This window comes from Acidovorax radicis (assembly GCF_020510705.1).
Lineage (GTDB): Bacteria > Pseudomonadota > Gammaproteobacteria > Burkholderiales > Burkholderiaceae_C > Acidovorax > Acidovorax radicis_A.
In genome coordinates, this window is record NZ_CP075184.1 from 2011267 (window position 1) to 2035274 (window position 24008).

Below are 24008 nucleotides of genomic sequence, written 5' to 3' on the forward strand. Positions count from 1 at the left end.
CGAATACATTTGCGTCATGTCGATTGACGCAATAATTTCAAACCTTGGGGCGCTCGCCGTTGTTAAGAGCGGCTACCCCTTCCGCGGCTCCATCGAGGAGGCCGCCGACGCGGACGCCTTGGCTGTTCAGATGAAGGACGTTGACCCCGAACATGGAGTGTTTTGGCCCGGCGTCACGCGCACTGCACTCGCCGGTAGAAAGCAGCCGGAATGGCTCAAGGCGGGCGACGTGCTGTTTGTCTCTAAAGGTGCACGCTTCTACGCGGTCTGCATCGACGAGCCGCCCAACCAAGCCGTTTGTAGCCCGCATTTCTTCCATCTTCAGGTTGCCCTACAAACACCTCTGGTGCCAGCCTTTCTGGCATGGCAGATCAATCAACCACCGTTCCAGCGCCAGCTTCAACAGGCGGCAGAGGGCAGCAGCCAACTGAGCATCCGCCGCCCGGTGCTGGAATCGCTATTGCTTTCAGTGCCATCGCTGGCGGACCAGCAGCGCATCGTTGCCCTGACCGATCTCGCGCGTCGCGAGCGCCACGCCCTCCACCAACTCATTCACAACCGCGAGCAGCAACTTCAAGCGCTCGCCGAAGGCCTCGCTCACGCCGCCCAGGCCGCCCGTTGAACATCTCCGGAAATACAAGACCATGAACGACACCGCCATCCAGACCGTATCCACTTCTAGCTCAACGGTCAGCCAGGACGACATCAATGCCGCCGTCTGGGCCGCATGTGACACCTTTCGCGGCACCGTAGACCCGAGCATCTACAAGGACTTTGTCCTGACCATGCTGTTCCTGAAATACGTGTCGGACGTCTGGCAAGACCACTACGACGCCTACAAAAAGCAGTACGGCGACCACCCCGAGCTGATCGAGGAAATGCTCAAGAACGAGCGCTTTGTGTTGCCCGCCAGTGCCAGCTTCTATGCGCTGCACACCTTGCGCCACAGCCCCGGCAACGGCGAGCGGATCGACAAGGCCCTGCACGCCATTGAAGAGGCCAACATCACCAAGCTGCGCGATGTGTTCCAGGACATCAGCTTCAACTCCAACAAGCTGGGTGACGAACAGCAGAAGAATGACATCCTGCGCCACCTGCTGGAAGACTTTGCCAAACCCGCACTCGACCTGCGCCCCAGCCGCGTCGGCCAGCTCGACGTGATCGGCAACGCCTACGAATTCCTCATCAAGAACTTCGCCTCCACCAGCGGCAAGAAGGCGGGCGAGTTCTACACCCCGCCAGAGGTGTCGTCACTGATGGCGCGCCTAATGGCACCGCAAGAGGGCGACGAAATTTGCGACCCCACCTGTGGCTCCGGCTCGCTGCTGATGAAGTGTGGCCGCCTCATCCGCGAGCGCACAGGCTCGCGCAAGTACGCGCTCTATGGGCAAGAAGCCATTGGCAGTACATGGGCCCTGGCCAAGATGAACATGTTTCTGCATGGCGAGGACAACCACCGCATCGAGTGGGGCGACACCATCCGCAACCCCAAGTTGCTCGACAGTGCCGCCAGCCTCAAGCACTTCGACATCGTGGTGGCCAACCCGCCGTTCAGTCTGGAAAAGTGGGGCTTCGAGGGGGCTGACGCCGACAAGTTCAGCCGCTTTCGTCGGGGTGTACCGCCGCGAACCAAAGGGGACTATGCCTTTATCTTGCATATGATCGAAACCATGAAGCCCGGCACCGGCCGCATGGCCGTCGTTGTTCCGCACGGCGTGCTTTTCCGTGGCGCAGCCGAGGGGCGCATCCGCCAGAAGCTGATCGAAGAAAACCTGCTCGACGTGGTGATTGGCCTGCCTGAAAAGCTCTTCTACGGCACGGGCATCCCCGCCGCCGTGCTGGTATTTCGCAAGAACAAAGCCGACGACAAGGTGCTGTTCATCGACGCCAGCCGCGAATATGAAGCAGGCAAGAACCAAAATGTCCTGCGTGAAGTCGACCTGCAGCGCATTCTGAGCACAGCCCAGGCAAGGAAGGGCGTTGAGAAATACGCCTACCTTGCAACCCCAGCTGAAATCGCCGAGAACGACTTCAACCTCAACATCCCCCGCTACGTGGATACCTTCGAGAAAGAGGCTGAAATCGACCTGATGGCCGTGCGCAAAGAGCGTGAACAGCTCAAGACTCAGTTGGTGAGCTTGGAAGCTCAGATGGCCGTGTACCTCAAGGAGCTGGGCTATGAGTGAATCCACGCCAGTGCCAGGAGCTGAATTCCTACTGTATGAAACCGAAGACGGGCGCACCCGCGTGGTGTGCCGTTTTGTGGATGATTCGCTATGGCTGTCGCAAGCCCTTATGGCTGAGCTGTTTCAGGTGTCCGTCCCCACCGTCAACGAACATCTGAAAACGCTGTTTGCCGATGGCGAAATACAACCCGAGGCAACTATTAGGAAATTCCGAATAGTTCGCCAGGAGGGGGCCAGGCAGGTCAACCGCCAGATCGACTATTACAGTTTGGAAGCTATTTTGGCTGTTGGCTACCGCGTGCGCTCAGCCCGTGGTACCCAGTTCCGCCGCTGGGCGACAGAACGTCTGGGCGAGTACCTGCTCAAAGGCTTCACGCTGGACGACGAGCGCCTGAAGAACCCGCCTGTGGGTGATTCCGTGGTGCCCGACCGCTTTGGCGAATTACTGGAACGCATTCGCGACATCCGCGCCAGCGAGCGCCGCATGTACCTTCGCGTGCGCGAAATCTTTGCCCTGGCAGCCGACTACGCCCCCACGCTGCCAGAAACTACCGCCTTCTTCCGCATCATTCAAAACAAGCTGCACTATGCCGTGTGCGGCCAGACAGCGGCCGAAATCATCCGCACCCGTGCCGACCATACCCAGCCCAACATGGGCCTCACCAGCACTCGCAAGGGTCAGGTGCAAAAGGCCGATGTCAGCGTGGCCAAGAACTACCTGGCCGAGAGTGAAATCAGCGAACTCAATCGCATCGTCACCATGTGGCTGGACTTTGCCGAAGACCAGGCTACGCGCCGCAAAGAGGTTTTCCTGAAAGACTGGGCCGAGAAGCTCGACGCCTTCCTTAGCTTCAACGACCGCAAGGTGCTGGTGGGCGCTGGCAAGGTGTCGCACAAGCAAGCAGTGGCCCATGCGCAAGGCGAGTACGAGCAGTTCGCTGCTCAACGGCGTGCAGCGCTAGAGGCTGACGGTGAGGCGTATGCCGTGCGAATGCTGGGCGTGGGCTCAGCTGATGAAAAGACCCTTACCGACCTGGGACAGGTAGCAAAACGGCTGACAAAGAAGAAGGGAGGGCGCGATGCTGCCTAAAGGTTGGAGTCGTCGCCCCCTTCATGAGGTTGCCGAAGTACGAACTGGATTGGCGAAGGGCAAGATAGGTTTGCTTGATCCGGTGGAATTGCCATATCTACGGGTAGCCAATGTGCAGGATGGTTATATTGATCTCGCTGAGGTCAAGAGCATTGCGGTAGAAAGGCTACAGGTTGAACGCTACTCGCTACGGCGGGGCGACATATTGATGACAGAGGGTGGTGATTTCGACAAGTTAGGGCGTGGGGCAGTATGGGACGGTGAGATTGACCCTTGCCTTCATCAGAACCACGTTTTTTCGGTCAGAGCTAGGAATGAGTTGGTCAACCCGCAGTTCTTGTCGGCTTTATCGGGGAGCGAGTACGGGCGGGTGTACTTTCTTAGTTGTGCAAAAAGAAGTACCAACTTAGCAAGCATCAACTCTTCACAGTTGAAGTCTTTTCCTGTTTTGTTGCCGCCACTTGCCGAACAGAATCGCATCGCACGCATTCTCTCCATCTGGGATCAAGCCATAGCCACCTCGGAGCGGTTGCTGGCCAACAGCCGAACGCAGAGACAAGCGCTGATCGGCATTAACTTGCATCTCCCTTCCGCCAACCCCGATGCTATGGCGCCTGCCGACAACGGCGGCTTCCCGGCCTCAGTGCAACCGGGTATACCAAACTTGCCAGCAACACCTTCAGGCTGGCGGCGTATTCACCTGCGCGACCACCTGAGGGAAGTGCGACGCCCGGTAGTCCTGGTGGACGAGGAGTCCTACTCGCTGGTGACTGTCAAACGCTCCCGTGGTGGCGTGGAATTGCGTGCAAACTTGCGAGGCAACGAGGTCAAAACGCCGACACAGTTTTATGTTCAGGCGGGTGACTTTCTGATTTCAAAACGCCAGATCGTGCACGGAGCGTGCGGCGTTGTACCGCCAGAACTAGACGGTGCGGTGGTCTCCAACGAATACGCCGTTCTCAACTCGGACGGTCAGATCGATTTGCAGTTTTTGCGGTATCTATCGGAGTCAAGGTACTTTCAGCAGACGTGCTTTCACTCCAGCATTGGCGTGCATATTGAAAAGATGATTTTCAAGACCGACCACTGGCTCAACTGGCCATTCAACATCCCCCCATTGGCACAGCAGAAGCACATTGTCGAAATCTTGGACACGGCTAGCCGGGAGGTAGCCGCCATCTCTGAGCAGTTGAAAGCACTCAAGCGCGAGAAGTCCGCGCTGATGGCACAACTGCTGACCGGCAAGCGCCGTGTCAAGCTGCCCAAAGCTGAGACGGAAGCGTAAGCATGAATATCACGCCCAACTCTCGCGAGCAATACAGTGCTCACCTGCCCGCGCTGCACCTGTTGTGCAACCTGGGCTGGAGCTTTCTGACCACGGCCCATGCCCTGGCACTTCGCGGTAGCACACGCGAGGTGCTTCTCAAGCCCCGGCTGATTGAGGTGCTACAGACTCGACGCTACGAGTACAAGGGCGAGTGGTACCCGCTATCACCCAGCGGCATCGACCAGATCGTGCGGGAGTTGTCGGCGCTCAGCCTGGCGGAAGGGCTTATGCCCGCCAACGAGCGGCTCTACGGCAAACTGGCACTGGGCATCACGGTCACCGAGTTCATGCCCGATGGCAAGAAACACCAGCCTACTATTCCAGTGATCGATTGGTCAGACGCTACAGCCAACCATTGGGATGTGACCGAAGAATTGGAGGTGCTGGCCGCACAGGGCACGCACCACCGCACACCGGATGTGGTCTGCTATGTCAACGGTATCCCCTTGGTGGTGATCGAAGCCAAGCGGCCCGAATCAGGCGGCGGCAGCCACCCGGCAAAAGCCATGGTGAACGAGGGCATCAGCCAGCACCTACGCAACCAACGGCCCGACGAAATTCCCAACCTGTTTGGCTACGCCCAGTTGCTGCTGTCCATCAGCCAGACCGAGGGGCGCTACGGCACCACGCATACGGCCGCGAAGTTTTGGGCCAAGTGGCGTGAAGAGGAGTTTGACGACGCGCACATGCAAGCCCTCAAGAACGCGGCGCTAAAGCCTGTAGTACGCGCCGCGCTGTTTGACGGCAAGCCCGCCGATCTGACTACCTACTTCGATGCGCTGTGGAGCGCGCCCATGCAGGCCACTGACCAGGATCGTTTGCTGGTGAGCCTACTCACGCCTGTACGGCTGCTGGAGTTCCTGCGCGGCTACGTGCTGTTCGACCGCAAGGTGGGCAAGATCGTGGCGCGCTACCAGCAGTTCTTTGGCATCCGTGCCCTGCTGGCGCGCATCAGCCTGTTGCGGCCTGATGGCGGCCGTGAAGGCGGTGTGGTGTGGCATACCACAGGGTCTGGAAAAAGCTTCACCATGGTGTTCCTGACCAAGGCACTGCTGCTGGTGGAGGCCTTGAAAGAATGCCGCGTGGTGGTGGTGACCGACCGCATTGATCTGGAAAGCCAGCTCTCGCGCAACTTCATGACCGGCGGCGCGTTCGGGTCCAGCATCGCTACGCAGAAGGATGGCGAGACGAGCCGCAGTCTCTCCGGCCGCGACCTGGCCAAACGCATCGGCAGCGGCACCGAGCGCATCTCGTTCACGCTGGTGCACAAGTTCAACACGGCGTCCAAGTTGCCCGAGTGCCGAAACGACTCGCCGAACCTGATCGTGTTGGTGGACGAAGGCCACCGCAGTCATGGCGGCGAGACGCATGAGCGCATGAAGAACGCGCTACCCAACGCGGCCTACATAGCTTTCACCGGTACGCCGTTGCTGAAGAACGAGAAGACCGCCAACAAGTTCGGCCCCATCGTGCATGCCTACACGATGCAGCGCGCCGTGGAAGACGAGACTGTGGCCCCGCTGCTGTACGAAGAGCGCGTGCCCGAACTCGACATCAACGAGGATGCAGTCAACCGTTGGTTCGACAAGATCACCGTGAATCTCAGTGACGCGCAACGCACCGACCTGAAAAGGAAGTTTGCCAAGAAGGGTGCTATCTACAGTGCAGCCAACCGCATCGAGTTGATCGCCTGGGACATTGCCACCCACTTCAACGAAAACATAAAGCAACTCGATCTGGGCCTGAAAGGCCAAGTGGCCACAGACAGCAAGCTCGACGCCATCCGCTATAAGAAAGCCTTGGACGACACCGGCTTGGTCACCAGCGCCGTGGTGATCTCGGCCCCCGACACGCGAGAAGGTAATTCCGATGTGGATGAGGACACTATGCCTGAAGTGCAGAAGTGGTGGAAGCAAAACATGGCCACCTACGGCCATGACCCGGAGACTTATGAAAAGCAGATCGTCAGCGACTTTGGCACGGACGGCTCCCCCGACTTGCTGATTGTTGTGGACAAGTTGCTGACGGGATTCGATGAGCCGCGTAATACCGTGCTCTACATCGACAAGCCATTGAAGGGCCACAATCTGATTCAGGCCGTGGCGCGCGTGAACCGCTTGCACGACGCGAAGCGGTATGGCGTGCTGGTGGACTACCGTGGCATTTTGAAAGAGCTGGACACCGCCATCCGAGCTTACCAAGACCTGGAGACACGCACCCAAGGCGGCTTTGACGTGAGCGACCTTGAAGGCCTCTACCACCAGTTCAGCACCGAGTACAAGCAGCTACCCGCCTTGCACGACAAGCTGTGGTCGTTCTTCAAGTCGGTGGCGAACAAGCTGGACCGCGAGCAGTACCGCCAGTTGTTGACGCCAAAGTTCGTGAAGGGGGCCGATGGTGAGGACTACGATGAGCGGCAGAAGGTCCGCGATGACTTCTACGAGGCGTTGACGGCATTTGGCCTGTGCCTGCAAACCGCTCTCTCAAGCCACAGCTTCTTTGAAGATAAGAGCTTTTCCGAAGGCTTGATTGCCCGCTACAAGGCCGATCTGCGCTTCTTCACCGAACTGCGGCAGACGGCCCGCCGCGATGCCATGGAGACGGTGGACTACAGCGCCTACGAGGAGCAAATCCGCAAGCTCGTGGACAAACAGGTCATCGGTACCGAAGTGCGTGAACCCGACGGCGTGTACCTAGTGCACCAGTTAGGCAAGGCCGAAGACCCGAAAGACTGGTCAGAAGAAAAAACCCGCAATGAAACGGACATGATCCGCACGCGCCTACGCAAGACAATCGAGCAGGAGCTGGCCGAAGACCCCTATGCACAAAAGGTGTTCGGCGAGCTGCTGAAGCAGGCCATTGCCGAGGCTGAAGCCATGTTTGACCACCCGCTGAAGCAATACGCATTGTTTCAGTCCTTCGAGCAAAAGCTGGCGTCCCGCGCAACACCGGGCGTGCCCGACGTGTTGGCGGAAAAACCGCATGCCAAGGCCTACTTTGGCGCGATCCGCTTGGTGCTAGGCGATGAAGCCTTTGCATCGCTGGGTGACGTGGCCGTGGATGCGCTGGCGCAACAGGCAATGACGATGGATTCCATGGTGCGCGATGCCGTGGCCGAGAACTCGCTCAACCCGCAGAACATCGAGGCGGCTATCCGAAAGGGCTTGCTGCCTTTGCTATTCGGCACTCTGGGGCTCGACAACGCCAAGCAGGTGGTAGAGCAGGTTGTCCAGATCACGCGTGTTGGTCTTGGTAAGACTTGAGTATGCTTTTGCTGGAGCGCACCTCCCAACATCAGCTGGTGTACGGCAATGAAGTCATTGTTTTCAGCGTACGCCGCCAGCCGACGCGTACTGTGCAGCGCGTCGCAATCCACGTCGAGCCTGATGGCCGTGTGTTGGTGGATGCGCCTGACACCGCCCCCTTGGTTGACGTGCTGGAGGCAGTCAAGAAGCGTTCGAGATGGATAAGCCACCACTTAGAAGCCGCCAAGGCGCGACTGGCCCATGTGCTCCCGCGTGAGTACGTGAGCGGTGAATCACTGCATTACCTTGGGCGGCGCTATCGCCTGCGGGTGGTTGTAAATCCTGATGCCAAAGTGGAGGCCCGCATGCGCGGCGCGTTCATTACCGTCACCGTACCGGAGCACGATCCCGAAGCGATCAGAGCCGCCCTGGATCACTGGTACCGCCAGCGAGCGCGTGAGCTATTCGCAGCCCGTATTGCAGCCGTGGCCGCGCCACTGCGCTGGGTCAAGCACTCTCCTCCGACACGCCTCCAGTTCATGACCGTTCAATGGGGAAGCTGTTCGCCCTCTGGTCGTATTACGCTGAACCCTCTGCTGGTCAAAGCGCCACGTGAGTGTATTGATTACGTCCTGCTGCATGAGCTATGTCACTTGCTTCACCACAATCACAGTTCCAAGTTTTATAGCGTCTTAGATAGGCATATGCCCAATTGGCGCGTAGTGAAAGAGAAGCTGGACAACATGGCGGAAGAGATGTTCCGCGCCTGAATGGCGGATCCTCGGGGGCATTAAGCAAGTTTTCCGCGACTCTGTTGGGCGGCAGCGCCATGTGACCTGCTGTCGTCGATCTGCATCGTCCCGACGATGCTCTGAAACTCCCTGAAGTACTCTGGCTGATTGGCCGCCAACCAACGAACAATTGGCGCGCAGTCCATCCACTTTTCCAAAAAGCGCTTCAGCACGGTGAGGTGCAGTACATCAGGCCCATAAGTTTCCTCAATAGCCTTGTTTTGCACTTGCAGTGCGGCCATCTCACGCTCCATCTTTGCCATGGACTCCACCGACACAGTGTCACTGGCAGGCGCTTGCGTTACCAGCATATTTGATGGTGTGTTGTATAGCAGGGCATTTGCAAACGCAGTGGTGAAGTTGTTCTGGCCAGACATTAACTCGGCAGCTTCAATTTGCCTGATGGGCTTCATACGCCGCAGAATCGCGAATGACTTGGCAGGACACGGTTTGTCTTGTAGCTGTTCAATCACCTCGGGGCAAACGCCATCCAGTAACCTGAAATGGTTTCTGATGGTCGCTGGTGATAGATGCAGCGTCTTTCCCAGTCGTTCGGCGGAAACGCCGTGTTCCATTGCTTTGACGATCATTTTGTGCGCTTGCACAACTGTCATTCGATTGATGCGTTTGTTGTATGTGTACGTGTCATCATCGGTGGCAACCAAGCAATCCACTTCAGCAATGCCTAGAATTTTTAGTGCTTCAATACGCAGATGCCCATCCATCACGAAGTAGTGACCTTGGTTGGTCGGGTGGGGGAAAACTACTGGCGGTTCAACCAGACCTACGTCTCGTACCGATGACAGAACCTGCTGGAAGGTGATGCTGTCCTTGACGCGAGGCCGCAAAGTTTTAAGGTAGATGAGGTTGGACAAGGGAATACGCACACAATCTGTCAAGAAGGCGGCCTTGGTCTTCTCGATTGGCTCGGTAGTAGGTGCGCCGTTCGCTGTGGATGCATCCAGATTCATGGACGATCTCCTATTGCCATGCGATCCTTGATGAGCTTTGGAATCGAGTCCATTTTCTCGGCACGAAGAATCGATACAAAGCTCTTGTCGGCAAACAGTTCTTTCAGAGCCTGGGTGGCAAAAACCAACTTGTCATGTGTGAAATCAGCTTTCTTCGCGGCAAGGCGCTGGTTTTCCGCCTCACGCTCGAAGATTCGTCGAAGTTCAAGCGGAGTTAGCGTCTTGCGTTTTGCCGTTTTGCCAAGTGGGGGATTGCTGACAAGCTTGCTGCGATTCGCTCGCTGCTCCAAAAGTCTGCGTAATGTGGACAGCTTCTTGCCGCGAAATCCCTGTTCATAAGCATCGGATAGAAGGTCTTGGATTTCGCTAGCACTGCTCCTGGCAATAGTCGTTGCCATGCTCAACGGGATGGTTCCCATCTCCACCGCACTCAGCAGCTTTTCTTCCCCGCGCTGCAAGAGCCCACCAATCATGTTCACCCACGAAGCGGTAACGCCAATTTTCAGTGCTATCTGGGTATCGTTAAAGCCGCGTTCTTTGAGGCTGCCCACCTCGCGCATCAAGTCGATAGGACGGTGCTGCCTTCGCGCAATATTCTCAACGAGGCTCATCACCAAGCAGTCGTCTTCAGGAGCGTCTGTGACGAACGCAGGAATCTCCTCCTGGTTGAGCATCTGAAATGCTTCTAGGCGACCTTGCCCACATATCAGATCGTATCGGAAGGACCCGTCTTTCAACGTTCGGCGGCTTACCTTTATGGGGCGCTTCAGACCTACGCTGCGAATGTTTTCCACGATGGCTTCGTGTTGCTTCTTGTTGCGGGTGCGGGGGTTGAGGACATCAACCAAACAGACGGGAATCATTTCCACGCTTTGATGCGTATTGGTCATGCAGCGTCCTTCAGGCTGTATCGAGCAGCCAATTCGTTCAGTATGTCCAGCGTGTCGAACCTGTAGCTGTCAATCAACCCATAGTTCTCTTCGTTGATGCGCTCAGGCCATGCACCGGTGTCGATACGTGGAATGAGGTAGTAATCCCGCGCTTTCGCATTTGAGCTGTCCATTCGTACCGCGACGGTGATGTCAGGCTCCAGGCTGGTATCGAAGCGGACGCGCCAGCGCAGTGTTCCCGCTGCTGTTGTTTGGCATCTCGCAATGACCAAGGAGACGGTCCATTCCCCATTGATAGTCAGCAAATCATTACCTGCATCGCGTTGAACAACAGCGTTCACTGCATGCAGTTGGCGGATGACTTGATCCACCAAATCGGGGCGTTGCTTTCTGAGTGCTCGATTAATTTCCAGATAGCGGTAGTCCCTATCAGGGTGAAAGCCTACCAATGCGTAAGCGGTGATCAATCCGCCGAATCGCTCCTGGTAGGCAGAGCTGGAGGGCATGCCCTCTTGTTCGTCAATGATCAGTCCAGACAAAGTGCCTGACCGTGCAAATAGATCACGAAGGAGCGCCAGCATTTGCGCGTCGTCGAGTCGATGCGAGCGCGCCACAATGATTTCCCGCGCTTTTGAGAACAAGGACTCAGAGATGATTCCCTCGAATGCCCCATCGCAACGCACCCAAAGTTCGGGCGCATTCCGGACACGCACCTGTTTCAGTTTGAACGACCGACGGTTGTAGACGTTGTTGCCGATGTATTTTTCGTTGGTCAGGATCTGGTGGACGGTGCCGCGTGTCCATGCTTTTCCCAGGTCTGTGAAAAGTCCTTCGGCATTGAGTGCATTGGCAATCGCCCGCTCTGGCCTACCATTTTCGACAAAGTCGTGATAGATGCGGTGAACCACAGCAACTTCTTCAGCCGGACCGCGAACCAGAATCACGCGATCCGTCTGGATGCTCTTGTGCTCCCCTGATTGAAGCAACCCCTTCGACTCCCGCTGCTCGTTGATCAATTCACGGCGTAGACCATAGCCAGGGGTGCCACCTTGATGAAATCCCCGTCCGGCCAGATTGCACTGACCTATGAAGACTTTGGTCGAAAGCACGCGACTAAACTCGCCATCCATTGACCGCTTGAAGTTTTTGAAAACAGCAGCCATTGGCGTCCCATCGTTGTTGAAGGGCTCTGCGCAATAGGAAACAGGGGCACCCGCTTGGGTGCATAGATATTCGTAATGAGCGCTTTCGTCGGTGTCTTGAAATCGACCCCAGCGGCTCACGTCATACACAAGGATTCCACGATACGCGGCGTGATGACCCTGCACGTCAATGAGCAATTTGCGAAACTGTTCACGACCTTCGGCATTCAAGCCGCTCTTGCCTTCGTCGGCGTAGATTTTTACGACCACCATGCCGTGCGCTTCGGCATACTGTTTGATGGCAATAGTCTGATTTTCAGTGGAGTACCGTTGATGGTCGGTTGACATGCGGACATACGCAGCCACCGGTATTAAACCGTTGGCCTCAGTTGTCTCTGATGCGGCACTCGGACGGATCAAATCGACCTCCCGGCTGGTAGGGGTGCCAGTGGTCGCTCAGTATGGCAATTTATTCAAAAAACGAGGAAGAAAACACAAGGCGGGATACAGAAAATTTCTTCTGTAACGTTTCAAGATTTTTGCATTTGGCTCGCTTTTACGACGGGCAAAGCGAAAACTATTCAGCCAACAGTTTGAAAACCGCCATACGAACACTGGGGGCGACCTTGCTGTAGCGAAACAGCAGCTCTGCAATGTCGTCATCCTCATCCGCGAAAAAGAAGGCCACGGGTACATCAAGCACCTTGGCCAGTTTGCGCACGGTGAGCAAGTCAGGCCGATGAATGCCCAGTTCGTAGCGATTGATTCGTGTGCTCGCCACGAATGCATCAATCCCAGCTTCGATCCCTAGCATTTTTTGAGACAAGCCAGCGTTGAGCCTGGCTTGCTTGAGCCTGGCTCCCCACCGTTGATCCGCCTCTGACATCTCTCGTCCCATAGGACTACGAGAGTCGTAGTTATGCGGTTTTATTGATACTACGAGTTGCGTTGTTCAGGCCGTGCAGCCTGACGATGAACGCGGCCTGCACCTCTTCAGTGGCCCGCCAGGACGTGCTGAGCACGATAGCGTGCTGAAAGCCCCGGGCTGTCACCCCGCCTCCCCCCATTTGCCTTAAAGCTACGAATTACGTAGCCATTTCCAGCTACTTCCTGCCTTTGATGGCTGCCTATCTGAATATTCTCTATAGCTACGATTTACGTAGTTTTAAGGCGAAGGTCGAGACGACCTGTAGCAGCAGGAGGAGAACCAATGACGGGGAGGCAGGCTTCGAGTGGACTGAGAAATGACCCAGCTGGCGATGGAGCCACAGTGGCCGTGGCTTTGTGGCTTGGCGCGGTGAGTCAGACATGGCATTGACTATCTTCACCAACGTCTCTTCGCTTAATGCACAGCGCAACTTGAGTGCAAGCCAAGCAGGCTTGACAACGACCATGCAGCGCCTGTCTTCGGGTCTGCGCGTTAACACGGCCAAGGACGATGCAGCAGGGTTAGCAATTAGTGAGCGCATGCTTGCACAGGTCAAGGGAATGGACGCTGCTAGGCGTAACGCCAACGATGGTATCTCGCTGGCCCAAGTGGCCGAAGGAGCGCTCAAAAGCTCCACCAATATCCTGCAACGAGTGCGTGAGCTGGCGGTTCAATCTGCCAATGCGAGCAACAGCGCCAGTGATCGCAAGGCTTTGCAAGCGGAAGTTGGTCAATTGCTCACCGAATTGGACAGAATCGCTCAAACATCGGAGTTCAACGGTCAAAAACTGTTGGACGGATCTTTTGGAACAGCCAACTTTCAAGTGGGGCCGAATGCGAATCAGACGATTGCCGCTTCCATGAAGAATGCTCGCACCCAAAGTTATGGGGTAGAGCAAAAATTATCTAATAGCTTCGTAAAAGCCGTAAATATTCTTCCGCATCCAGAGCTCAATCTGAGTGGTTCATTTGAAATTTCAGGCGATAAAAAATCGAGCATTTCGCTTGATTCAAATGATAATGCCTCAACGATTGCCAATAAGATTAATATGCAATCAGAGGCAACAGGCGTAACTGCATCCGCATTCAATCAAGCACTTTGAACCGCCCCGGGTTTCGTGGAGGCCGGTTGGTTTAAGTCAGGCCGCCACCATGGAGGACTGACTGGCGAGTTGCCGGTAGTAGTTTGCCTCAGCCTCTGCCGGCGGTATGTATCCGATGGGTCCGAGCAGCCTGTGATGGTTGAACCAAGACACCCATTCCAGCGTTGCCAGCTCTACCGATTCACGAGTTGGCCAGGACCGTCGATGAATCACCTCGGCCTTGTACAGACCGTTGATCGTCTCAGCCAAAGCGTTGTCATAGCTGTCGCCCTTGCTGCCCACCGAGGGCTCGATGCCTGCCTCTGACAGCCGTTCGCTGTAGCGGATGCTGACGTATTGCGACCCCCTGTCGGAGTGATGAATCAATGCGCCATCACGCTCGGGTTGCCTGGCATACAGGGCCTGCTCCAGGGCATCCAGAACGAATTCCGTTTGCATGGAGGTGCTGACCCTCCACCCCACAATGCGCCTGGCGTATACGTCGATCACGAAGGCCACGTACAGCCACCCCTGCCAGGTTGAGACGTACGTGAAGTCCGAGACCCACAGCTGGTTGGGCCGCTCGGCCTTGAACTGTCTGTTGACCCGATCCAGCGGGCACGGTGCTTTCATGTCGCTGATGGTGGTGCGAACCACCTTGCCACGGCGCACGCCCTGCAATCCCAGGCGCTTCATCAAGCGCTCGACCGTGCAGCGGGCAATGGACAGCCCTTCGCGGTTCATCTGTTTCCAGATCTTGTCGGCGCCATAGACCCGCATGTTGGCCTGCCAGACGCGCTCAATATGCGGCACCAGGGTGTCATCACGTTGGGCGCGCGGACAGCGCAGCCGTGGATTGCGTTGACGGGCGGCATGACGCCAATAGCCTGACGGGGCGATCTGCAGCACCTTGCAGATCGACTCGACCCCGTAGGCCTGTCGATGCTGATCGATGAAGCCCTTCAGGGCTTCAGACGGCGGTCGAGTTCCGCCTGGGCGAAAAACGCGCTGGCCAGCTTCAAGATCTCGTTGGCTTTGCGCAGTTCTTTGACCTCGCGCTCCAGCACCTTCATCCGTTCACGCTCGGAGGTGGTGATGCCCTCACGCACGCCGGAATCGACCTCGGCACGCTTGACCCACTCGTGCAAGGTCTGCGGCACGCAGCCAATCTTGGGGGCGATGGATTCAATGGCAGCCCACAGCGAGGGGTACTCGCCTCGGTGCTCACGCACCATGCGAACAGCGCGCTCGCGGACCTCAGGTGAAAACTGGTTCGACTTCTTGCTCATGGCTCAATCCTCTCAGAGAAAAGAGCCTCCTCAAAACGCGGGGCGGTTCACTTTTATCATTCGTTGGGGTTGGAGCTAAGGATGTTCTGAACAACTCGGTTTCGCGCGTGCTACGAGACTGAGTTTTTCAGCTGGCGCAATGGAGACCGTCTTTCCTGCGGTTCCGTCTTGTTTGGTGCCCCTTGTGGGGGCCGCTTGCGCAGCCGCTGCGGCTGCACGGCTGTTTGCGGACGCACTCATGCCTGCGCCCCCAGCAATTGGTGGCGCACCATCCACAGGTTGGACAGCGCAAACAGCGTCTTGAGCTGCAGTGTGTTCTTCTTCAATCCCCGGTAGCGCACCTTCACATATCCAAACTGCCGCTTGATCACCCTAAAGGGATGCTCCACCTTGGCCCGGATGCTTGCCTTGATCTTCTCCATCTGGTCTATGAGCGCGTCAACGAGGTTGTGCTCTTTGTCCAGCTCTTTGCGCTTGCCCGGGCGCATCGCTATGTGCCACGTCACGCCCGCCCTGGCATCCGGGCGCTTGTGAACGCCTTGATAGCCCGCGTCACCAAACCCGTCTTTTTCTTGCCCGTGCAGCAAGCTGTTGCCTTCTACAACGTCGGCCACGTTGCCCGAGGTTCCGATGACGGTGTGCACCAGTCCTGAGTCCGCGTCCACGCCAATGTGGGCCTTCATGCCAAAGTGCCATTCATTGCCCTTTTGGCTTGAGTGCATCTCTGGATCGCGCTTTCTGTCCTTGTTCTTGGTAGAGCTGGGCGCTGCGATCAACGTGGCGTCTACCGCAGTGCCCGCCTTGAGCAGCAAGCCCTGCGCTGCCAGCAGTTCGTTGACGGTGGCCAGAATCTGCTCGGCCAGCTTGTGCTTCTCCAGCCGGTGGCGAAACCTCAAAATGGTGCTCTCGTCAGGCATTCGTCCATGGGCATCAAGCCCTGCAAAATCCCGGTAGATCGGGGTGTCAAAGAGGGCTTCCTCCATCGCCAGATCCGACAAGGTAAACCACTGCTGCATGCAGTGGATGCGCAGCATGGTCTCCAGGGCAAAGGGTGGGCGGCCGTTCTTGTCCTCGGGGTAATACGGGGCAATGACATCGAGCAATGCAGCCCAGGGAACCACCCGATCCATCTGGGCCAGCAGTTCCTGTTTGCGGGTCTTCTTGGTGCTCAGGTTCAGGTCAAGGCTGCTTTGCTTCATGGCTTGCGAGGATGCCATGACTGGCCGGGGTCTATCAGACTGACCACGAGGTTTTGCAGGATTTCCTTAGCTGTTGACGATGCAGAGGACCTGATAGCGAAGTACCATCCCCAGCTAAATGTCAATACGCTGAAAGCTATTGCCATGCGAATGCATCAGTGCACTCGCGGCCATCCGCTTTGGATGGGTTTGATTCTTGCACAGTCAAGGGTCGATATAAATCAAATCGATGTTCTTTTGGATAAGATCGAACATAAGAAAATCACGGAATACAACCCTGATTTTTCAGGTCTTGTTTCGGCTATCGTTTTGGAAGATCTTTGGAGTGGACTGAAGGAGCGCGAAAAAGTGGTGCTTCGAATGCTTTCGATCTCCAGCGTTGCGGAGTCGGAAGAAGGGCTTTCGAAGATTGTTTCTGGCAAAATTAATTACAATCAATTTTCAAAAGCAATAAGGTCGCTTAAATCGCTAAATTTGATTATTTCGAAAGAGGGTGATGGCTTTGTGGAGTTGCACCCTTTGGTTCGAGAATTTATTAGAAAAAATTATGGAAGTGAGGAGCAGGAGAATTATATTGGATTGTATGTTAGTTATCTTGATGGTTTTATATATCTACTCAAAAAGAAGTTCGGTAAGGTGCTTCAACCTGAAGATATAGCAATAATAGTTAAGAAAATTGAAATATTAATAAACGCAGGCAAGACACAAGATGCAATTAATGAGTTGAGGTTGACGAGCGGCTCATTGTTTGTATCTGGTTTTTCTGAGGAATATCTTAGGCTTTCCGAATTGTTGTTGAGTGGTTTGCAGTGGTCAAATAAGAGGATCTCAGGTTTAAAGGGTTTTTTGGAGTTTATAAGCACCTTTTTTACGCGGGCTGCTTATCTGCGAAGAAATGACATTTTTGATAAATATATGTATAAATATACGGATGTTTATCAAATACCCGATACTCATATGATTCTTTCCAAGTCAGCCCTTTCTCATAGGGCATGGATAGCTGGAAACTTTTCTGAGGCGATTCGTGAAGGCAAGAGTGCAGCTGACTTGATCGATGTGTTGGGCGAGGAGGATATTTGGTCGGGAAAGCATACGTTAAACTTGGCATTGCGTGATTCTAAGGAACCAGAAAATGTGGGAGCTGCACTTCGATATTTTTCTGAAGGTAGGGCATTGGAGGATATTTTGAATGATGATGACATGTCATCTTCGAAGCTTGGAAATATTGGCCGATGTTTGCTTTATCAAAATAATGTAGAATTGGTCCACAAATTCATTTGTAAATCCTATGTGGGATTTATGCGAGGTGGGTTGGGGTACCTTGATAGCCACAATCTGGGATATGCGTATAAATGGATTGGTGAAGGGCTGCGTGATGCCGGAAAAATTGTAGAGTCCCTTTATTTTTATCTTCATTCTCGCAATCTTTGGAAAAAGGATATGCCGGAAGAAGCTAATAAAATTGACTATTACATTTCTCAAATGCCGGTTAGTGTCGCTACTCAATCGGTAGTTAGCTTGGAGAGCTGGCAAGTGTCGAAGTATTGCGATGATTGGGTTAAAGAGCAGCTTGAATAAATTTTGCCGAGTGGTTGCGGCGTTTTGAATAGCGCATTAAAAACTAAGCCCCTTTTATCTAATTCGGGTCCAAGTTCAGTCTTGCCCGGCCAAAGTAGACCGCATAGCATCCCTGTCAAGCACCCATCCCCATGAGGTGCTGCACAAAACCATGACAGGAGACAAGCTTGCCATCCACCCGCTGGAGTCACTGCGGCACTGAAGACCTGAGCGTTTTGCAGACCATCTTCTGGTCCGCCGGCGCGTCGCGCAATGCGCTGGCGCAGCGGCTCGCCTATTCCAAGAGCAAGGCCAACGCCATGGTCGCGGCGCTGCTGGACGAGGGCCTGCTCGACGAGGTGGGCCTGCAGGAATCCTCTGGCGGCCGGCGTGCCGAAACCCTTCGATTGAGCGAAACCCTGGGCGTGGTGATTGGCGCCGACCTGGGCGCGACCAGCATGCAGGTCGCGGTGATGCGGCCCGACATGACGGTGCTGGCGCGGCACCGCGAGCCTATCGATGTGCGCCAGGGGCCGGGCGTGATCCTGGCGCGGGTGCGGGGGCTGATGCGCGAGTTGTTGGCGCGCTGCGGGATGCAGGCTTCGCAGGTGATCGCCATCGGCATGGGCGTGCCGGGGCCGGTGGATTTTGAAAGCGGCCAGCTCGTCAACCCGCCGCTGATGCCCGACTGGGACGGCTTTTCCATCCGCGACTACCTGCGCGAGGCATTTGCCGCGCCGGTGTTTGTCGACAACGACGTGAACCTGATGGCGCTGGGCGAGCTGTGGCGGCTGCAGCGCAATCTGCCCAACTTCCTCGTGATCAAGGTCGGCACGGGCATTGGCTGCGGCATCGTGTGCCACGGGCAGGTGTACCGGGGTGCCAATGGCTCGGCCGGCGACGTGGGCCACATCTGCGTGGACCAGAGCGGGCCGCGCTGCCACTGCGGCAACCAGGGCTGTGTAGAGGCGATGGCCGCAGCGCCCGCCATGGCGCGCATGGCGATGGAGGCCGTGGAGCGCGGCGAGAGCGCGATGCTGGCCGAGCGCCTGCAGGCCTCCGGCACGCTGACCACCGAGGACGTGGCCCAGGCCAGCCGGGCGGGCGATGTGGCGGCCAACGCCATCATCCAGCGCGCGGGCAGCCTGGTGGGGCAGATGCTGGCGTCCATCGTCAACTTCTTCAACCCGTCGCATGTGTTCATTGCGGGGCGGGTGACGGACATGGGGCCTCTGTTCCTCGCGTCGGTGCGGCAGAGCGTGTACCACCGGTCGCTGGCGCTGTCCACGCGGCACCTGGAGATTCAGTACGCGCCGCTGGCCGACGATGCCGGTGTGGTGGGCGCGGGTGTGCTGGCGATGCAGGAGAGCCTGTCGCGCGCGGGCTCGGCGGCGGGTGTGGGCGCTGGAGCAGGTTCTGGAACAGGGGCAGCGCGATGAGTGTGGCCGTCGAGTTCCGCAACGTGACCAAAGAGTTTGGCCCTGTGCGCGTGCTGCACGGCGTGGGCTTTGCGCTGCAGCCGGGCCGCGTCTATGGCCTGCTGGGCGAGAACGGCGCGGGCAAGTCCACGCTGATGAAGATTCTGGCGGGGTACGAGAGCCCCACCACCGGCGAGGTGGTGGTAGATGGCGCGGTGCGCGCACCCGGCGGTGGATCGCGCGCGGCCGAGGCGCAGGGCATTGTGCTGATCCACCAGGAGTTCAACCTGGCGGACGACCTGACGATTGCGCAGAACATCTTCTTGGGCCACGAGATCAAGAAGGGCCCCTTCCTCGACGACAAAGCGATGCGCGAGAAGACGCGCGCTGCCCTGGCACAGGTGGGTTTGCCGCTGGACCCGGACACGCGGGTGAAGAAGCTCATCGTGGCTGAAAAGCAGCTTGTGGAGATTGCCCGCGCGCTGGCCCGCAATGCGCGCCTGCTCATCATGGACGAGCCCACCGCCACGCTGACCCCCGGCGAGACGGAGCGCCTGTTTGCGCTGATGGCCGGGCTCAAGGCCGCGGGCGTGACCATCATCTACATATCGCACAAGCTCGACGAGGTGGAGCGCACCACCGACGAGGTGGTGGTGATGCGCGACGGCCTGCTGGTGGCGCGCGAGCCCACGGCCAGCGTGACGCGGCGGCAGATGGCTAACCTGATGGTGGGCCGCGAGCTGGCGGATTTGTTCCCGCCCAAGCTGCCCGCACCGGAGGGTGGAGAGCTCGCCATTAAGGTGCGCGGCCTCACGGTGCCGGGCTGGGCCGAGGATGTGAGCTTTGACGTGCGGCGCGGCGAGATTCTGGGCTTTGCCGGGCTGGTGGGCGCTGGCCGCACGGAGCTGTTTGAAGGCCTGCTGGGTCTGCGCACGCGCTCGGCCGGCACGGTGGAGCTGGCAGGCAAGCCGGTGATTTTGAAAAGCCCGCGCGATGCGTCGCGCCATGGCCTGACGTATCTGAGCGAAGACCGCAAGGGCAAGGGCTTGCATGTGCACTTTGGCCTGCGGCCCAACCTGACGCTGATGGCGCTGGAGCGCTACGCCAAGCCCTGGATCGACCCGGCGGCCGAGCAGGCTGCGCTGCGCGATGCGGTGCAGGAGTTCGGCATCCGCACCGGGTCGCTGGAGGTGCGCGCGTCGTCGCTGTCGGGCGGCAACCAGCAGAAGCTGGCGCTGGCCAAGGTGCTGCACCCCGGCCCCAGCGTGGTGGTCCTCGACGAACCCACGCGCGGCGTGGACGTGGGCGCCAAGCGCGAGATCTACCACCTGGTGCAGCGCCTGGCAGAGCAGGGTTTGGCGGTGGTGGTGATTTCTTCCGAACTGATGGAGCTGATTGGCCTGTGCCACCGCGTGGCGGTGATGCGCGCCGGGCGGCTGCAGACCACGCTCCAAGAGCCAAATTTGACCGAAGAGGAGTTGATCGCACATGCCACAGGTACCCGCTGAAAACGCACCCACCGCAGCGGCTGCCGCAGCACCCGCCGTATCCGGTGCAGGCCGCCACGGCGGCGCCACGGCCTGGTGGGGCAGGCTGCACGGGCTGGGCCCGGTCATCGGGCTGGTGCTGCTGTGCATTGCCGGCACGCTGCTCAACAGCAACTTCGCCACCTACGACAACGTGATGAATGTGCTCACGCGCACGGCCTTCATCGGCATCATCGCGGTGGGCATGTGCTTTGTGATCATCTCGGGCGGCATCGACCTGTCGGTGGGGTCGATGGCGGCGCTGATCGCAGGCTCGGTCATCTTGTTCATGAACGCGATGGCGCCCATGCTGGGCTCGCCCATGGCGGCTGTTGTGGTGGGCATGCTGCTGGCGGTGGTGCTGGGCGCGGTGTTCGGGCTGGTGCATGGCCTGCTCATCACCAAGGGGCGCATCGAGCCCTTCATCGTGACGCTGGGCACGCTGGGCATCTTCCGCGCGTACCTCACGTACTTTTCGAACGGCGGGGCCATCACGCTGGAGAACGATCTGTCGGACATCTACAGCCCGGTGTATTACGCCAACCTGCTGGGCGTGCCCATCCCCGTATGGATCTTCCTGCTGGTGGCTGTCATCGGCGGCGTGATTCTCAACCGCACGGCCTATGGCCGCTATGTGCAGGCCATCGGCTCCAACGAGCAGGTGGCGCAGTACGCGGCGGTGGATGTGCACAAGATCAAGATCCTCACGTACATGCTGCTCGGGGTGTGCGTGGGCATTGCCACGCTGCTGTACGTGCCGCGCCTGGGCTCTGCATCGCCCACCACGGGGCTCTTGTGGGAGCTGGAGGCGATTGCCGCCGTCATCGTGGGCGGCACGGTCTTGAAGGGCGGGGCGGGCAGCATCACCGGCACGGTGGTGGGCGCCATCCTGCTCTCGGTCATCAGCAACATCCTCAACCTGACCAGCATCATCAGCGTGTACCTGAACGCGGCGGTGCAGGGGTTCGTGATCATTGCGGTTGCCTTCATGCAGCGCGGCCGCAGGTGACGGAGTGGCTGGAACAACTCTCCTGGCGTTGTTGCTGTGTGCGCTTGCATATCGCCGTGTCAGTCGCACTGTCTGCGACGCAGCGTCTAGCCAGGACCGCTTCGCTGAGTTTTCCAGCCACTCTTTGCGTGCATTTGTTTTTCGAGGTGTTCCCCAGCCGGCCAGCTTTCTTGGCCATTTTCTAAAGCAACAGGAGACAACGCATGAACAGCCAACTTTCTTCTTTCACCCGCCGCCTGGCCCTCTCGGCCGTGGGTGCCGCCGCAGCGTTGGCGCTGGCCGGCCCCGCCATGGCCCAGGCCAACAAGACGGTGGTGGGTGTGGCCATTCCGTCGGCCACGCACGGCTTTACCGGCGGCATCGTGTACTGGGCCAACCAGGCCAAGAAGGACCTGGAAAAGGCCCACCCGGGCCTGCAGGTCATCGTCAAGACCGCAGGCGGCGCGCCCGAGCAGGCCAACCAGCTGCAGGACCTAGTCACGGTGAACAAGATCAACGCATTGGTCATCTTCCCGTTCGAATCCGCAGCGCTGACCAAGCCTGTGGCCCAGGTCAAGGCCAAGGGCGTGTACGTGACGGTGGTGGACCGGGGCCTGACGGACACCAGCGCGCAGGACGCGTATGTGGCCGGTGACAACACGGCGTTCGGCAAAATTCCGGCCGAATACATCGCCAAGGCGCTGGGCGGCAAGGGCAACGTGGTGGCCATGCGCGGCATTGCGACCACGCTGGACAACGAGCGCATGGACGCGTTCAACAGCGTGCTGAAGAACTACCCTGGCATCAAGCTGCTGGACGCCAAGTACGCCAACTGGAACCGCGACGACGCCTTCAAGGTGATGCAGGACTACCTCACGCGCTTTCCGCAGATCGACGCCGTGTGGGCCGCCGACGATGATATGGCCGTGGGCGTGCTCAAGGCCATCGAGCAGGCCAAGCGCAAGGACATCAAGCTGGTGTTTGGCGGCGCGGGTGCCAAGGGCATGATCAAGACGCTGAGGGACGGCAGCAACCCGCTGATCCAGGCCAACGTGTCGTACAGCCCCAAGTTCATCTACGACTCGATCAAGCTCACGGCCGAGGCGCGCATCAAGGGCGAGAAACTGCCCGCCAACACCATCATTCCGTCGGTGCTGATCACCAAAGAGAACGCGAAGGACTTCTACTTCCCGGATTCGCCGTTCTGATGGTGTTTTGAATCAAATAGGCCTCTAGCGCTTATTCATAAAGCGCAAGCAGCTATAAAAAGTATAGCTGCTTGCCGCTTTGCATCTGCAACTGCAACCCCACGCCCCTTGGAGCCGCCATGCCAAGACCCGTCACCCTCTTCACCGGCCAGTGGGCCGACCTGCCTTTGGCCCAACTTGCGCCGCTGGCCAAAAGCATGGGCTACGACGGCCTGGAGCTGGCCTGCTGGGGCGACCATTTCAACGTGCAGCAGGCGCTGTCGTCGCCTCAGTACGTCAAAGACAAACACGCCCTGCTGGCCCAGCACGGCCTGCAGTGTTTTGCCATCGGCAACCACCTGGTGGGCCAGGCTGTGTGCGACCTGATCGACGAGCGCCACCGGTCCATCCTGCCGCCGCATGTGTGGGGCGATGGCGAGCCCGAGGGCGTGCGCCAGCGGGCCGCTAGCGAGCTGGCAGACACGGCGCGCGCTGCCGCGAAGTTCGGCGTGAAGACGGTGACGGGCTTCACCGGCTCGTCGGTGTGGCACTCGATCTATGCCTTTCCGCCCACCACGCAGGCGTATTGGGACAAAGGCTTTGCCGATTTCGCCAAGCGCTTCGGCCCCATCCTCGATGTGTTCGAGCAGCACGACATCAACTTTGCACTCGAAGTGCACCCTACCGAAATCGCGTTCGACATTGCCTCGGCCGAGCGCGCGATTGCAGCCGTAGGCGGCAATAAGCGCTTCGGCTTCAACTACGACCCGAGCCATCTGGCCTATCAAGGCGTGGACTACATCAGGTTCATCCGCCAGTTTGCCGACCGCATCTACAACGCGCACATGAAGGACGTGTGGTGGGGCAAGGGCGACGGCACAGTGGGCGTGTTTGGCGGGCACACCAGCTTTGGCGATGCGCGGCGCCACTGGGACTTTCGCAGCGTGGGGCGCGGGATGATCGATTTCGAATCCATCATCGTTGCGCTCAATGACATTGGCTACCAGGGCCCGCTCTCGGTGGAGTGGGAAGACAGCCGCATGGACCGCGTGCACGGCGCCACGGAGAGCGCGGCGTTCTGCAAGCGGCTGGATTTCAAGCCGGCGGCGGGTGCATTCGACGCCGTGTTTGCGCGCGACAAGCAGGCCTAGCCACGCCGCCTCCAGAAAACCGATAACAACAACACACAGCG

General features: G+C 58.0%; 18 protein-coding genes, 1 pseudogene and 1 other annotated feature. Of the genes and pseudogenes, 13 read left to right on the forward strand and 6 right to left on the reverse strand.

The features are described 5' to 3' along the window. Positions 1–16 precede the first annotated feature (16 nt). Genes KI609_RS09185 through KI609_RS09210 form a run of 6 tightly spaced genes read left to right on the forward strand, consistent with a single transcriptional unit; the run spans position 17 to position 8618 of the window. Positions 17–622 (forward strand): restriction endonuclease subunit S, encoded by a 606-nt coding sequence (locus KI609_RS09185; protein ID WP_226449311.1) that lies wholly within the window; start codon positions 17–19, stop codon positions 620–622. 22 nt (positions 623–644) lie between these two features. Beyond that, positions 645–2186 (forward strand): type I restriction-modification system subunit M, encoded by a 1542-nt coding sequence (locus tag KI609_RS09190; RefSeq protein WP_226449313.1) that lies wholly within the window; start codon positions 645–647, stop codon positions 2184–2186. Then, positions 2179–3276, forward strand: coding sequence for a virulence RhuM family protein (locus KI609_RS09195; protein WP_226449315.1), 1098 nt, complete (start codon positions 2179–2181; stop codon positions 3274–3276). The genes KI609_RS09190 and KI609_RS09195 overlap by 8 nt, the downstream gene beginning before the upstream one ends. Continuing rightward, positions 3266–4561, forward strand: coding sequence for a restriction endonuclease subunit S (locus KI609_RS09200; protein ID WP_226449317.1), 1296 nt, complete (start codon positions 3266–3268; stop codon positions 4559–4561). Before KI609_RS09195 ends, KI609_RS09200 begins: the two co-directional genes overlap by 11 nt. 2 nt (positions 4562–4563) lie before the next feature. Further along, the gene (locus KI609_RS09205; protein WP_226449319.1) at positions 4564–7866 is read left to right on the forward strand and encodes a type I restriction endonuclease subunit R; all 3303 of its coding nucleotides are present in this window, start codon (positions 4564–4566) and stop codon (positions 7864–7866) included. Between the two features lie 2 nt (positions 7867–7868). Further along, the gene (locus tag KI609_RS09210; protein ID WP_226449321.1) at positions 7869–8618 is read left to right on the forward strand and encodes a M48 family metallopeptidase; all 750 of its coding nucleotides are present in this window, start codon (positions 7869–7871) and stop codon (positions 8616–8618) included. 20 nt (positions 8619–8638) lie between these two features. Here KI609_RS09210 and KI609_RS09215 read toward each other — a convergent pair whose 3' ends face one another. The 4 genes from KI609_RS09215 to KI609_RS09230 form a co-directional block, all read right to left on the reverse strand. Then, complete coding sequence (locus tag KI609_RS09215; protein ID WP_226449323.1) at positions 8639–9610, reverse strand: plasmid partitioning protein RepB C-terminal domain-containing protein; 972 nt, start codon at positions 9608–9610, stop codon at positions 8639–8641. Further along, complete coding sequence (locus tag KI609_RS09220; RefSeq protein WP_226449326.1) at positions 9607–10500, reverse strand: plasmid partitioning protein RepB C-terminal domain-containing protein; 894 nt, start codon at positions 10498–10500, stop codon at positions 9607–9609. Before KI609_RS09220 ends, KI609_RS09215 begins: the two co-directional genes overlap by 4 nt. After that, positions 10497–12008: a recombinase family protein gene (locus KI609_RS09225; RefSeq protein WP_226450285.1), complete on the reverse strand. Its 1512-nt coding sequence runs from the start codon at positions 12006–12008 to the stop codon at positions 10497–10499. Before KI609_RS09225 ends, KI609_RS09220 begins: the two co-directional genes overlap by 4 nt. Before the next feature lie 211 nt (positions 12009–12219). Beyond that, the gene (locus tag KI609_RS09230; protein WP_226450287.1) at positions 12220–12528 is read right to left on the reverse strand and encodes a helix-turn-helix domain-containing protein; all 309 of its coding nucleotides are present in this window, start codon (positions 12526–12528) and stop codon (positions 12220–12222) included. Between the two features lie 422 nt (positions 12529–12950). On the opposite strand from KI609_RS09230, the pseudogene KI609_RS09235 reads away from it, so the two are divergent. Beyond that, positions 12951–13655 (forward strand): annotated as a pseudogene (locus KI609_RS09235) (flagellin hook IN motif-containing protein); the annotation flags it as partial. Positions 13656–13709: 54 nt separating this feature from the next. Here KI609_RS09235 and KI609_RS09240 read toward each other — a convergent pair. Both KI609_RS09240 and KI609_RS09245 read right to left on the reverse strand, forming a co-directional pair. Next, a protein-coding gene (locus tag KI609_RS09240) for an IS3 family transposase (RefSeq protein WP_226444521.1) occupies positions 13710–14941 on the reverse strand; the annotation gives its coding sequence in 2 pieces (ribosomal slippage) (positions 13710–14656 and positions 14656–14941; 1233 coding nt in all). Further along, positions 14544–14660, reverse strand: a sequence feature (AL1L pseudoknot). Its footprint overlaps the gene before it by 117 nt. A gap of 236 nt (positions 14942–15177) precedes the next feature. After that, positions 15178–16140: an IS5 family transposase gene (locus KI609_RS09245; RefSeq protein WP_226450289.1), complete on the reverse strand. Its 963-nt coding sequence runs from the start codon at positions 16138–16140 to the stop codon at positions 15178–15180. 144 nt (positions 16141–16284) lie between these two features. Between KI609_RS09245 and KI609_RS09250 the strand changes: the two genes are divergently transcribed. From KI609_RS09250 to KI609_RS09275, 6 genes are all read left to right on the forward strand, one after another. Continuing rightward, entirely contained in the window at positions 16285–17718 is a 1434-nt protein-coding gene (locus KI609_RS09250; RefSeq protein WP_226449328.1) for a hypothetical protein, read from the forward strand. Between the two features lie 167 nt (positions 17719–17885). After that, the gene (locus tag KI609_RS09255; RefSeq protein WP_413463393.1) at positions 17886–19136 is read left to right on the forward strand and encodes an ROK family transcriptional regulator; all 1251 of its coding nucleotides are present in this window, start codon (positions 17886–17888) and stop codon (positions 19134–19136) included. Then, a complete protein-coding gene (locus tag KI609_RS09260; RefSeq protein ID WP_319003135.1) occupies positions 19133–20623 on the forward strand; it encodes a sugar ABC transporter ATP-binding protein in 1491 nt (496 codons plus the stop codon). The genes KI609_RS09255 and KI609_RS09260 overlap by 4 nt, the downstream gene beginning before the upstream one ends. After that, the gene (locus KI609_RS09265; protein ID WP_226449330.1) at positions 20604–21650 is read left to right on the forward strand and encodes an ABC transporter permease; all 1047 of its coding nucleotides are present in this window, start codon (positions 20604–20606) and stop codon (positions 21648–21650) included. Before KI609_RS09260 ends, KI609_RS09265 begins: the two co-directional genes overlap by 20 nt. A 203-nt stretch (positions 21651–21853) precedes the next feature. Further along, a complete protein-coding gene (locus tag KI609_RS09270) occupies positions 21854–22837 on the forward strand; it encodes a substrate-binding domain-containing protein (RefSeq protein ID WP_226449332.1) in 984 nt (327 codons plus the stop codon). Between the two features lie 119 nt (positions 22838–22956). Next, complete coding sequence (locus KI609_RS09275) at positions 22957–23967, forward strand: sugar phosphate isomerase/epimerase family protein (RefSeq protein WP_226449344.1); 1011 nt, start codon at positions 22957–22959, stop codon at positions 23965–23967. Positions 23968–24008: the final 41 nt, after the last annotated feature.